Origin of the sequence: Mesorhizobium silamurunense (assembly GCF_014843905.1) — a bacterium.
Classification (GTDB): Bacteria; Pseudomonadota; Alphaproteobacteria; order Rhizobiales; family Rhizobiaceae; genus Mesorhizobium; species Mesorhizobium silamurunense.
In genome coordinates this window covers 1-13099 of record NZ_LPVS01000057.1, presented here as the reverse complement: position 1 = coordinate 13099, position 13099 = coordinate 1, and the positions used below count along the sequence as shown (strand labels likewise).

The 13099-nt window shown below is 64.6% G+C and carries 8 protein-coding genes; 4 read left to right on the top strand and 4 right to left on the bottom strand.

Features of this window, described 5'->3' with window-relative positions:
* The first annotated feature begins 25 nt into the window (after positions 1-25).
* Together AU465_RS16430 and AU465_RS16425 are read left to right on the top strand one after the other, a co-directional pair.
* Positions 26-1309, top strand: coding sequence for an MFS transporter (locus tag AU465_RS16430; protein ID WP_192249606.1), 1284 nt, complete (start codon positions 26-28; stop codon positions 1307-1309).
* Between the two features lie 268 nt (positions 1310-1577).
* Positions 1578-3152, top strand: a complete 1575-nt coding sequence (locus AU465_RS16425; protein WP_192249602.1) for an alkaline phosphatase D family protein — start codon at positions 1578-1580, stop codon at positions 3150-3152.
* Between the two features lie 254 nt (positions 3153-3406).
* On the opposite strand, the gene AU465_RS16420 is transcribed toward AU465_RS16425, so the two are convergent.
* Positions 3407-3676: a hypothetical protein gene (locus tag AU465_RS16420; RefSeq protein WP_246506175.1), complete on the bottom strand. Its 270-nt coding sequence runs from the start codon at positions 3674-3676 to the stop codon at positions 3407-3409.
* A 212-nt stretch (positions 3677-3888) separates the two neighbouring features.
* On the opposite strand from AU465_RS16420, the gene typA reads away from it, so the two are divergent.
* On the top strand, positions 3889-5718 hold the full coding sequence (gene typA / locus AU465_RS16415; protein WP_192249596.1) for a translational GTPase TypA: 1830 nt from the start codon (positions 3889-3891) through the stop codon (positions 5716-5718).
* A 51-nt stretch (positions 5719-5769) separates the two neighbouring features.
* Here typA and AU465_RS16410 read toward each other — a convergent pair whose 3' ends face one another.
* The 3 genes from AU465_RS16410 to AU465_RS16400 form a co-directional block, all read right to left on the bottom strand.
* Positions 5770-6396 carry a DUF1062 domain-containing protein gene (locus AU465_RS16410; RefSeq protein WP_192249593.1) on the bottom strand — a complete coding sequence of 209 codons (627 nt, stop codon included), beginning with the start codon at positions 6394-6396 and terminating at the stop codon, positions 5770-5772.
* Between the two features lie 403 nt (positions 6397-6799).
* Positions 6800-7123 (bottom strand): YciI family protein, encoded by a 324-nt coding sequence (locus tag AU465_RS16405; protein WP_192249590.1) that lies wholly within the window; start codon positions 7121-7123, stop codon positions 6800-6802.
* 603 nt (positions 7124-7726) lie between these two features.
* Positions 7727-8290, bottom strand: a complete 564-nt coding sequence (locus tag AU465_RS16400) for a peroxidase-related enzyme (protein WP_192249587.1) — start codon at positions 8288-8290, stop codon at positions 7727-7729.
* A 125-nt stretch (positions 8291-8415) separates the two neighbouring features.
* Here AU465_RS16400 and AU465_RS16395 point away from each other — a divergent pair.
* A partial coding sequence (locus AU465_RS16395; RefSeq protein ID WP_192249585.1) for an NAD-glutamate dehydrogenase occupies positions 8416-13099 on the top strand: 4684 nt, incomplete at its 3' end.

Below are 13099 nucleotides of genomic sequence, written 5' to 3'. Positions count from 1 at the left end.
CCATTGCAACGTACCGGTCAGTAACATGATAGCCCAGTCCCGTCCGTTTGGCCAGCGCTACGCCTTCGTCGTCGTTGCCGTCATTTTTCTCTGCCTGCTGATCGCCGCCGGGCTTCGCTCCGCGCCCTCCGTCATGATGCTGCCGCTGGAAAACAGCTTCGGCTGGCGGCGCGACGTCATCTCGATGGCCGCCGGCGTCGGCATCCTGCTCTACGGCCTGACCGGTCCGTTCGCCGCGGCGCTGATGGAGCGCATCGGGCTGCGCCGGACGTTGCTTGCCGCGCTGCTGATCATGTCGGGCTCGACGGCCCTCAGCCTGCTGATGACTGAGCCCTGGCATCTCTTCATCACTTGGGGCGTGTTTTCGGGCATCGGTTCTGGCGCCATCGCCAGCGTGCTCGGCGCTACCATTGTCAACCGCTGGTTCAAGACCAATCGCGGCCTGGTGATGGGGCTGATGTCGGCCTCCAGCGCCACCGGTATGCTGGTCTTCCTGCCGCTGATCGCCTCGCTGGCGCAGGCCGGTGGCTGGAAGCCGGTGGTGATCGCCGTGTCGCTCGCGACCGCGGCGCTGATACCGCTCGTCCTTCTCCTGGTGCCTGAGCGCCCGGCCTCGATCGGCCAGGTGCGCTATGGCGCCGAGGCCGATGACGTGCCGCCGACATCGCCTGCATCGCAGGGCAATTTCCTGGCGCACACGCTGAACACGCTGCGCCGCGCCGCGGGTACCAGGGTGTTCTGGTATCTTTTCGCCACCTTCTTCGTCTGCGGCTTCACCACCAACGGCCTGGTCGGCACGCATCTGATCGCCTTCTGCGGCGACATGGGCATCGGCGAGGTGCAGGCCGCGGGCCTGCTGTCGATGATGGGCATTTTCGACCTGATCGGCACGACGCTGTCGGGTTGGCTCACCGACCGCTTCGACCCGCGCAAGCTGCTCGGCGTCTACTACGGCATTCGCGGCCTGTCGCTGATCTATTTGCCCTATTCCGGCTTCTCGGCGGTCAGCCTCATCATCTTCGCCGTGCTCTACGGGCTCGACTGGATCGCAACCGTGCCGCCGACGCTGAGGCTCTCCAACGAAGCCTTCGGCGACCGCAGCGGGCCGATCGTCTTCGGCTGGATCGTCGCCGGCCACCAGGTGGGAGCTGCGGCGGCGGCCGCGTTCGGCGGCACGATGCGGGAATTGCAGGGCAATTATGAGCTCGCGTTCTTGATCGCCGGCATGACGGGCATCGCGGCGGCCTGTATTTCGCTGCTGATCAACACGAGCAAGCCGGCGTTCGAGCCGGAGCCCCAGGCGGCATAAGGCATGTCGATATTCGGGTGAGGCCGGCCTGCAAATGGCAGTCTCCTGCGCTTCCGGTGCTCACGTGCTTTAAAGTACGCTCCGCTCCGGTTCTCGGGAACCACCATTTTCGACTCGGCCTGACCCGAATCTCAACACGCCTTCCCGGCGTCGATGGCAGCCTTCACCAGCCTGTTCACTGTTATCAAAACTTCATGGTTCCGATATGCGCCTGAAACATTGAGGCCCGAGCTTGGCGGTCCCGTTCAACGCCATCCCGGAGACAGCCATGAACAAGCTCTCGTTGACCCGCCGCGCTTTCGTCACCTCGGCCAGCGCCTTTGGCCTTGTCGGCGCCTCCGGTCTCGCGCTGCCCTACTATTCCCGCGCCAGCCAGCGCCCGGCCTTCACCCATGGCGTCCAGTCCGGCGATGTCGACGCCACCTCCGGCATGGTCTGGACCCGCACCGACCGGCCGGCGCGCGTGATGTACGAAGTCTCGACGACGGAAAGCTTCGCCGATGCGACAAAGCTGGCGCCGCTCGATACCTCGCCCGCCAGCGACTACACGGTGAAGCGGCTGCTCACCGACCTCGCCGGCGACCAGGATATCTTCTACCGCATGGTCGCCGCCGACCTTTCCGACATCAATGCCGTCTCCGAGCCGATCGTCGGCCGCTTCCGCACCGCGCCGGCCTCCAAGCGCGACGTGCGCTTCGCCTGGTCGGGCGACACCGCCGGCCAGGGCTGGGGCATCGACGAGACCGGCATGAAGACCTATTCCACCATTGCCAAGCACACGCCTGACTTCTTCCTGCATTCCGGCGACACGATCTATGCCGACGGCGCGATGAAGGACGAGGTCGACCTGCCCGGCGGCGGCAAGTGGAAGAACGTCGTCATGATCGACGGCAAGCGCAAGGTCGCCGAGACGCTGGATGAGTATCGCGATCAGTGGAAGTACAACATGATGGACAAGCACGTGCTCGGCCTCTCCGCCATCTGTCCGACCTTCTACCAGTGGGACGACCACGAGGTGCTGAACAACTGGTCGGATTCGAAGGATCTCACCGCCGACAACCGCTACACGGAAAAATCCATCCATGTGCTGGCGGCCCGCGCGGCGCGCGCCTTCCATGAGATGACGACGATCCGCTACGAGCCGTCGGAGCCGGGCCGCGTCTATCGCAAGATCGCCCACGGCCCGCTGCTCGACGTGTTCTTCCTCGACATGCGCTCCTATCGCGGGCCGAACGGCCCGGACATGGAGGAGACGCTGACGCCGAAGTCGCGCATGCTCGGCGAACAGCAGACCCAGTGGCTGAAGCGGGAACTGGCGAATTCCAAGGCGACCTGGAAGATCATTGCCGCCGACATGCCGCTCGGCCTCGTCGTCTGGGACGACGCCACCAAGAAAGCCGGCGCCGAGGCGGTCAGCAATGGCGACAATGGCGCGCCGAAGGGCCGTGAGCTCGAATTCGCCGATCTGCTTCGCTACATCAAGAACGCCGGCATCACCAACACGGTATGGCTTACCGCCGACGTCCACTACACGGCGGCGCATTACTACAACCCGGACAAGGCGCAGTTCCAGGATTTCAACCCGTTCTGGGAGTTCGTCTCCGGCCCGATCCATGCCGGCACCTTCGGCCCCAATAATCTCGACATGACCTTCGGCCCGGAGCTGAAGTTCATCAAGGCGCCGACTGCCGAGCAGGGCCAGAACCTGCCGCCCTCGGCCGGGCTGCAGTTCTTCGGGTTGGTGGACATTTCAGGCGCCACCGAGCAGATCACCGTGCGGCTGATGGATCGCGACGACAACGAGCTCTACAAGATCACGCTCGATCCGGTGCGGTCGGCGTAGGGGGGTTCTACGCTTCGGAGCGTACATGGGCAGAATTTTGATGCTGGAGGGACAGCACCCCCCTCTGTCCTGCCGGACATCTCCCCCGCAAGGGGGGAGATTGGCAGCTTCGGCATTGGCGCCCCTCCTCGACTATTGAGATTGGCGAAAGGCGACGCGACATCCGATCTCCCTCCTTGCGGGGGAGATGGCCGGCAGGCCAGAGGGGGGTGGGAAGGATCGCTACGCTTGTTGCATTCCTAAGACTGCGGTCGTCAGTCCGGATAGCAGGCGGCAGGAACGTTCGGCCAGACGGCGCTGTCGCAGTTGGCGGCCTTCTGACGCTGCTTGAAGGCGGCGCTGACCGGGCCGGTGACGATCGGGTCGACACCGTCAGGGGCGTCGGCGAACATCTGCTGCGCGGTTTTGGCATCAGGCGGCGAGATCGGGTCAGCTTCTCTCAGTGCAGCCGCCGACTGCGCGGCACCGGCCGCAATCAGCACGCCGAGCGCCGCCCATGCGAAAACCGCACGCAATCTGGACATTTGATCGCTCATGAACATCGAACTGCCCGGCCCCTCAAAGGTTCCGCCTTGGTTAACAGAATCATTTCACACCAAGACGTTTAAGAATCAGTGACCATGTATTTGGGGTGGGACCTCCCCTTTCGCAATTGCGAAAAACCTTGTATGAGCCGCGCAACCGAAAAAGGCAGCGCTTTTGGGCCTGCTGCCTGCAACGCTCCCGAGACCAGACAATGAACCTCCGCAATATCGCGATCATCGCGCACGTCGACCATGGAAAAACCACCCTCGTCGACCAGCTCCTGAAGCAGTCCGGCTCCTTCCGCGACAACCAGCGCGTCGCCGAGCGCGCCATGGATTCGAACGACCTCGAAAAGGAGCGCGGCATCACCATCCTGGCCAAGGCGACCTCGGTCGACTGGAACGGCACCCGCATCAACATCGTCGACACGCCCGGACACGCCGATTTCGGCGGCGAGGTCGAGCGCATCCTGTCGATGGTGGATTCGGCAATCGTGCTCGTCGATGCCGCCGAAGGGCCGATGCCGCAGACCAAGTTCGTCGTCGGCAAGGCGCTCAAGGTGGGCTTGAGGCCGATCGTCGTCATCAACAAGATCGACCGCCCGGATGCCCGCCACATCGAAGTGGTCAACGAGGTGTTCGACCTGTTCGCCGCGCTCGACGCCACCGACGAGCAGCTCGATTTCCCGATCCTCTACGGTTCGGGCCGCGACGGCTGGGTGTCGGAAAACCCGGAGGGCCCGAAGGACCAGGGCCTGGCGCCGCTGTTCGATCTCGTCGTCAAGCACGTGCCGGCGCCGACGGTGCATCCCGGTCCGTTCCGCATGATCGGCACCATCCTGGAGGCCAATCCGTTTCTCGGCCGCATCATCACCGGCCGCATCGAGTCGGGCTCGCTGAAGCCCAACCAGGCGGTCAAGGTGCTGCACCATGACGGCACGCAGATCGAAACCGGACGTATCTCGAAAATCCTGGCCTTCCGCGGCCTCGAGCGCCAGCCGATCGAGGAAGCGCAGGCGGGCGACATCGTCGCCATCGCCGGCCTGTCGAAAGGCACCGTCGCCGACACCTTCTGCGATCCGAGCGTGACCGAGCCGCTGCACGCGCAGCCGATCGACCCGCCGACCGTGACCATGTCCTTCCTCGTCAACGACAGCCCGCTCGCCGGCACCGAGGGCGACAAGGTGACCAGCCGCGTCATCCGCGACCGCCTGCTGCGCGAAGCCGAAGGCAATGTCGCGCTCAAGATCGAGGAATCGCCGGAGAAGGATTCCTTCTTCGTCTCAGGCCGCGGCGAATTGCAGCTTGCCGTGCTGATCGAGACGATGCGCCGCGAGGGCTTCGAGATCGCCGTGTCGCGGCCCCGCGTCGTCATGCAGAAGGGCGAGAACGGCGAATTGCTGGAGCCCGTCGAGGAAGTCGTCATCGACGTCGACGAGGAGCATGCCGGCGTCGTCGTGCAAAAAATGTCGGAGCGCAAGGCCGAGATGGTGGAACTGCGCCCCTCCGGCGGCAACCGCCAGCGCCTCGTCTTCCACGCGCCGACGCGCGGCCTGATCGGCTATCAGTCGGAGCTGTTGACCGACACGCGCGGCACCGCCGTGATGAACCGGCTGTTTTATGCCTACGAGCCCTACAAGGGCGAACTGGCGGGCCGCACCAACGGCGTGCTGATCTCCAACGAGCAGGGCGAGTCGGTCGCCTATGCGATGTGGAACCTGGAAGATCGCGGCCCGATGATCATCGATCCGGGCGTCAAGGTCTATCAGGGCATGATCATCGGCATCCATAGCCGCGACAATGACCTCGAGGTCAATGTGCTGAAGGGCAAGAAGCTCACCAACATCCGCGCCGCCGGCAAGGACGAGGCGGTGAAGCTGACCCCGCCGGTCCGCATGACGCTGGAGCGGGCGCTGGCCTGGATCCAGGACGACGAGCTGGTCGAGGTGACGCCGAAGACCATTCGGCTCCGCAAGCTCTATCTCGACCCGAACGAGCGCAAGCGGTTCGAGAAGTCGGCCAAGGTAATGGGCGCGGCGTAAGCCTTCCCGAAAGCGATTGGGGAGGGAGCGTCGCTCCCTCCATTTTTCATTTCAGCCGCAAGCAGCCGATATTATGGCGTCGCGATCGGGCTCGCCGGAAAGATCGATGCTGATTGCCGTGCCGTCGCGCGCCGGCCTGCGCAGGGCCTTGGCGCCATCCGGTTCGATGGCGAGCGACTGCCGCTCTTCCCAGGCCTGCAGCCTCGACCGCGAGACGCCGAGCTCTCCGGCAAGCAGACGGTCGAGCCGCAACGGTGTCGCGGCGTCGAGCCGCAGTTCGAGCCAAAGCGCTGCCGCGCATTGAGGCCCGCCGTCCAGCAGCTCTTTTCGCACCGTGACGTCGGGAAATTCCTCGACCCGCCCGATCCGCGTTCGGAGCGCCACCGGATCGAAGGCATGGCGTCGCACGAGAACCGGATCGTTGCTTTCGAGGGCCGCAAGCAGCGCCGGCTCGATGTCGCGGCGGGTGCAACGCTCAAAAATGGCGCGGTTCCAGGAGTTGTTGCAGCCGATGCAGCGATAGATCAGCCAGGCATCGATGCGCTTGCCGTTGGCGTTGACACGGAATTTTCCGCTGCATCGATAGGATCTGACGCCGCCGCAGCGATTGCAGTTGATGAGAGGTCGAGGCGCGATTTTGGGCGCGATCGCCCAGCGGATACGCAACAGTCCAGACATGCCGGTAGGCCCTTCCCGTCGGGAAGTCCGTCAGGCCGGCGATGTCCGAGATGCCCTCTTTGTTCGAGCATGATCTTCTCCGAAAACCGGATACCACTTTTCGGGATCATGCCCATGCGGGCACGGCGTGGCGAAAGGCTGCGATGTTGGAAGTCAGGCGTCGGCGGGTTACGCTCGACGGCGGCTCAGCAATGCCAAACCGGTCTCGAAACCGCCGCCTGAAGAACACGTGAAATGATGCAGGGGCCGCCAAAGCTGCGCCTGCGGTGCTTTCGGGGAGTGGACGAGACCGGCGGTTACTGAGGCAAAGTGAAGCTCGAAATGGATAAAAGGTCGACTCTTCTAGCCGTGCAACGGCGGGCAGGCAAGGCCAGTGCGCTGCCCGCCCGCGCTCGTCTGAGCGCTACATCATCTCGATGATCGGCGCGATCTCGACACTGAAGGCCGGGTTCGTCAGGATCGGGCAATCCCTGGCCTTGGCGACGGCGTCGTCGATGTCCTTCGCCTCGACGATCGTATAGCCGGCGGTCGGATTGCTGCCGCCATTGTTCTCGACCGTGCCGCCGGGCAGCACCGTCTTCGACATGCCGACAGGATTGCCGCCGTCGACGACCGCCGAGCCGAGCTTGTCGTACCAGCCGGTCCAGGCATCCATCGCCGCTTTCCGCTCGGCTTCCTCGGTCGGCATCTTGCCGGAGCCGTGATAGACATAGAGATATTTCGCCATGCTCTCCTCCATTTTTGGCGGCGTCGAACCGGCATGCGGCCACGCCGCGGGCTGATAATCGGACCAAAAAGCAGAGCAGGCAATGAGAATTCGCATCTACTAATATACGGAGGGCTGTAGCTGCAATTTCCGGTGCGGCTGTCCATCGCGGTTTGATGACTAGGCTTTGTCCAATAGGTCCATGCTGTCGGACGTGCCAACCCTTCCAGCCGGCGAAGCATCCTAAGACGCCACAACCCGCGCAACGAACCCCGACATAAAGCCAGCGAACGCCGTCACGCTGCGGGTAAATGGAAAACCCGACCCCAACATTTGTGGCTTCGGAATCGCATTCGATACACACCCAGCGTTCCGGCTCGGATCTGCCCAAAACTCCTCGCTGTCACAGATAAGATGCTCGGAACCGCACATCGTGCACGTCCGTCGCGCCCCGCCTTGATCATCGTCGGCATCGAGAAGAAACGAAGTGGAACCGCATTTGCATCGCGCGAGCCTGAAGTCGTGAACTGCATAGCCTTCGCTTGCGTAGCCGCTCAAGTATTCTGCGATATCGTTCGGCTCGCTGCCAACCCACCATTCGCCAGAAGTGTCTATTGTTATGGGTCACCGCGCCATGGCGTGGTATTCGGGGTTCGGCCGCATGTCGACCGCTGCGGCCACGCGGTTGGACATGTTGAAGAAGGCGGCGGTCGAAGCGATGTCCCAGATGTCGCGGTCGCTGAAGCCCGCCCGTCGCAACGCGGCGCGGTCGGCCTCGACGATCTTGGCCGGCTCCTCCGTCAGCTTGACCGCGAATTCCAGCATCGCCTTCTGCCGCTCGGACAGGTCGGCGGCGCGGAAGTTCATCGCCATCATCTCGCCCAGCGCCGGCTCGCCCGACAGCTGACGCACCGCCGCGCCGTGCGCGGTCAGGCAGTAATAGCAATGGTTGATCGAGGAGACGGCGACCGCGATCATTTCGCGCTCCAGCTTCGACAAGCCGGACTCGCCCAGCATCAGGTCGTTGTACATGTCGGTGAAGGCGCGCAGCTTCTTCTCGTCGAAGGCGTAGGCCAGAAGCACGTTGGGCACGAGGCCCAGCTTCTCCTCGCATTTGGCGAAATAGGCTTTCGTCGCTTCGCTGAGCTCCGCCGGGGCGAGGTCCAGCGCCGTAATCCTGTCGGTCATGTCCGTTCTCCTCGCAGGGCGAGCGTCGGTTCGATTTTCTTAAAGCGTCGTCAAACCTTTGTCGCCAAATGGCGCTCATCTGCTACCATAGTCGCAAAAGCATGTGACGGGAGGGACTTCACATCATGGCCAGCCTGAAAACCGCAAGCCAGGCGAAAAAGACCAATCCGGCAAAAGGAGGCGCGGCAAAAGGAGGCGCGGCAAGGGCGGGCGAAAAGCCCGGCAGGCTCGCCGACTATCTTCTGGCCCGCACGCCGGCCGAAGACATCGCCGCCTATGACGTCGCCGACCTCGAACGCGCCGCCGATCTCGCCGGCCGCGCGGTCGCCAGGCACAAAAAGGGCGATTGCATCATCGCCATAGACGTGGAGTCCGGCGTGACGCGCCAGGGCCGGCCGATGTCGGTCATCACCGTCGTCAACGACAACATGCCGTTCCTGTTCGATTCCATCCTCGGCGAGATCACCGAGACCGCCGGCGAGCCGCTGCTGGTCACCCATCCGGTCATCGTTGTCCGGCACGGCAAGAGCGGCGTCGAGGAGATCCTGGGCGACGGCGGCTCGGTCAAGGGCGAAACCGGCCATGACCGGCTGAGCGTCGTCCACGTGCATATCGGCCGCCTTTCGGCCGACCAGGCCGAAGCCCTTGCCGGCCGCTTGAAGAAGCTTTTGGACCAGGTGCGCGCCGCCGTCACCGACTGGAAGCCGATGCTTGCCCGCCTCGACCAGGCCATCTCGGAATTCCGCTATGCGCCGGTGCCGCTCGACAAGGCGCATGTCACCGAGGCGATCGCCTTCCTCGAATGGCTGCGCGACGACAATTTCACCTTCCTCGGCATGCGCGAGTTCAACTACACCGGCGGCGAGAAGAGCGGCATGCTGGAGCGCGCCGAAAAGCCCGGCCTCGGCATCCTCGCCGACCCCGACGTCCTGGTTCTCAGGCGCGGCACCGAGGCGGTGTCGACGACGCCGGAGATCCGCGCTTTCCTGCATGGTCCGGAGCCGCTGATCGTCACCAAGGCCAATGCCAAGTCCTCGGTGCACCGGCGCATCTATCTCGACTATATCGGCGTCAAGACCTACACCGCCAAAGGCGTGCTCTCGGGAGAGCTGCGCATCGTCGGCCTGTTCACCTCGACCGCCTACACGCGTTCTGTGATGAAGATCCCCTATCTGCGCTCGAAGGCCGAGACCGTCATCGCCAAGTCCGGCTTCAATCCGCACGACCATTCCGGCAAGGCGCTGATCAACGTACTGGAGAGCTATCCGCGCGACGAGCTGTTCCAGGTTCCGGTGCCGATTCTGAGGAAGCACGCCGAAGCCATCCTCGGGCTGATCGAACGGCCGCGCGTCAGGGCGCTGGTGCGGGCCGACCAGTTCGACCGTTTCGTCTCCATCCTCGTCTTCGTGCCGCGCGACCGCTATGACAGCGTCGTGCGCGAGAAGATCGGCACCTATCTCAAGACCGTGTTCGAGGGCCGGCTGTCGGCCTATTACCCGGCCTTTCCCGAAGGCGGGCTGGCGCGCGTGCATTTCATCATCGGCCGCTCCGGCGGCAAGACGCCGAAGGTCGATCCAGCGACGATCGAGGCGGCGATCCGCGACATCGTCCGCACCTGGGATGATGCGCTACGCGAAGCAGTGTCGGAATCCGGCGCCGACGCAACGCTCACAGCCATCGCCTCGCGCTTTTCCGAAAGCTATCGCGACTCCTTTTCGCCGGCCGTGGCGCTGGCCGATGCCGGGCGCATCGCCAGGATCGATGCTGCCAATCCTATAGCCATCGACTATTACCGCCATGCCGACCAGAAGCCGCACCAGGCGGCGTTGAAGATCTATCATTTCGGCAGCCCGGTGGCGCTGTCGCGGCGTGTGCCGGTGCTGGAAAACATCGGCTTCCGTGTCATCAGCGAGCGCACCTTCGAGGTCGGCGACGAAGCCTCCGGCATGGTCTTCATCCATGACATGGAGCTGGAGAACAGCTACGGCAAGCCGATCGATCTCACCGACGGCGGGGCGCTGTTCCAGGACGCCTTCCTCGCTGTCTGGCGCGGCGACGTCGACAATGACGCCTATAACGGCCTTGCCCAGACCGCCGGCCTGTGGTCGGGCGAGATCACCATCCTGCGCGCCTACGGCCGCTACCTGCAGCAGGCCGGCATTCCGCAGAGCCAGGATTTCATCGCAGCGGCGCTCAACCGCTATCCGGCAATCGCGCGTGGCCTACATCAGCTGTTCGTCGCCCGCCTCGGTCCGACGGCCGAAACCGAGGGCGTGGTCGCCGCCAAGCATCTCAAGGCCAAGATCAAGGACGCGCTCGACGAGGTGCCCAACATCGATGACGACACCATCATCCGCCGCTATCTCAATCTGATCGAAGCCTCGCTGCGTACAAATCATTTCGTAGCCGATACGATAGCGAAGGGCCAGTCGCTGGCGATCAAGCTCGATTCGCAGGCGGTCGACGGCCTGCCGGCGCCGCGGCCGTGGCGCGAGATCTTCGTCTACGGTTCCGAGGTCGAGGGCGTCCACCTGCGCTTCGGTCCGGTGGCGCGCGGCGGCCTGCGCTGGTCGGACCGCGCCCAGGACTACCGCACCGAGGTGCTGGGCCTCGTCAAGGCGCAGCAGGTCAAGAACGCGGTCATCGTGCCGGTCGGCGCCAAGGGCGGCTTCTATCCGAAGAAACTGCCGATGGGCGCTGGCCGCGACGCCATCTTCGAGGCCGGCACCTCGGCCTACAAGAACTTCGTCTCCAGCCTGCTTTCGATCACCGACAATATCGGCGTCGACGGCGTCATCCCGCCGGCCGGCGTGGTGCGGCGCGATCCTGACGATCCCTATTTCGTCGTCGCGGCCGACAAGGGCACGGCGACCTTCTCCGACACCGCCAACGCCATTTCCGAGAAGCACAGCTTCTGGCTGGACGACGCGTTCGCCAGCGGCGGCTCTGCCGGCTATGACCACAAGAAGATGGGCATCACCGCCAAGGGCGCGTGGGAAGCGGTGAAGCGGCATTTCCGCGAGATGAACCGTGACATCCAGACCTCGCCCTTCAATGTGGTCGGCGTCGGCGACATGTCGGGCGACGTCTTTGGCAACGGCATGCTCCTGTCACCGGCGACCAGGCTGATCGCAGCCTTCGACCATCGCGACATCTTCATCGATCCCGACCCCGACATGGCGGCCTCGATGGCCGAACGGCAGCGCATGTTCGCCCTGCCGCGCTCGTCCTGGCAGGATTACGACAAGTCTAAGCTGTCGGAAGGCGGCGTCATCGTCTCGCGCAGCCAGAAGTCGATCACGCTGCCGGCGACGGCTGCTGCCGCGATCGGACTGGCCAAGACCACGGCGACGCCGGTCGAGATCATGAACGCCATCCTCAAGGCGCCGGTCGACCTTCTGTGGTTCGGCGGCATCGGCACCTATGTCAGGGCTTCCGGCGAGACCAATGCCGATGTCGGCGACCGCGCCAACGACGCCATCCGGGTCACGGCTTCGGAAGTGCGCGCCAAGGTCATCGGCGAGGGCGCCAATCTCGGCGTCACGCAGCGGGCGCGCATCGAGTTCGGCATGAATGGCGGTCGCTGCAACTCCGACGCCATCGACAATTCGGGTGGCGTCAACTGCTCCGACGTCGAGGTCAACATCAAGATCGCGCTGGCCTCGGCCATGCGCAAAGGCTTGCTGGCGAGGCCGGCGCGCAACAAGCTGCTCGCCGAGATGACCGACGAGGTGAGCGCGCTGGTGTTGTCCAACAACTACCAGCAGACGCTGGCGCTTTCGCTGGCGCGCAAGCGGGGGCTCGCCGACATCGCGCATCAGGCGCGCTTCATGACGGCGCTGGAGGCGCGCGGCCTGCTCGACCGGGCGGTCGAGACGCTGCCGTCGCCGGCCGCCCTTGCCGAGCGCGAGGCGCGCGGCGAGCCGCTGACCAGGGCCGAGCTCGGCGTGCTGCTCGCCTATGCCAAGATCGTGCTGTTCTCCGACATCGTCGCCAGCGACGTGCCGGACGATCCGCATTTCGACCGCGACCTGATGGGCTATTTCCCGGAGCGCATGGCGAAGAAATTCGCCGGCGAAATCCGCGACCACCGGCTCCGGCGCGAGATCATCGCGCGCGTCGTCGCCAACGACCTCGTCAACCGCGGCGGGCCCTCCTTCGTCAACCGGCTGCAGGAAGCGACGGGACGCACCGCGGCCGCTGTCGTGCGCACCTTTGCCTTGGTGCGCGACGGTTTCGCGCTGCCTTCGCTCTACAGGGAGATCGACGCGCTCGACAACCATGTCGACGGCCAGATCCAGCTCGATCTCTACCAGGCGGTCAGCCGGCTTATCTTCATGACCAGCGGCTGGTACATGAAGAACGACCTCAGCTCGGCACCGCTCGGCCAGCGCATCGCCGAGCTGCAAGAGGCGCGCAAGGCTTTGGATCCGAAGCTCGCCTCGTTGCTGCCGGCCTTCTCGCGCGAGCGGATCGAGGATCGGCGGCATGGCCTGTTCAAGGGCGGCGCGCCCGAGAAGCTGGCCGAGAAGCTCGCGCTCGCCGAGGTCGGTGAACTGATCCCGGACATCGCGCTCACCGCGCGCACGGCCAATGCCGACATCGTCAGCGCGGCCAAGGCCTTCTTCGCCGTCAGCGACGCCTTCCGCATCCCGCGCGTCGAGGAGGCCGCGCGCTCGATCATGCCGCCGGACTACTACGACCAGCTGGCGCTGTCGCGCGCGACAGACACGATCGGCGCCGCAAGGCGCGGCATCGCGGTGGCGGCGCTCACCAGCCACGGCTCGGCCGCGGACCCGGTCGCGGCCT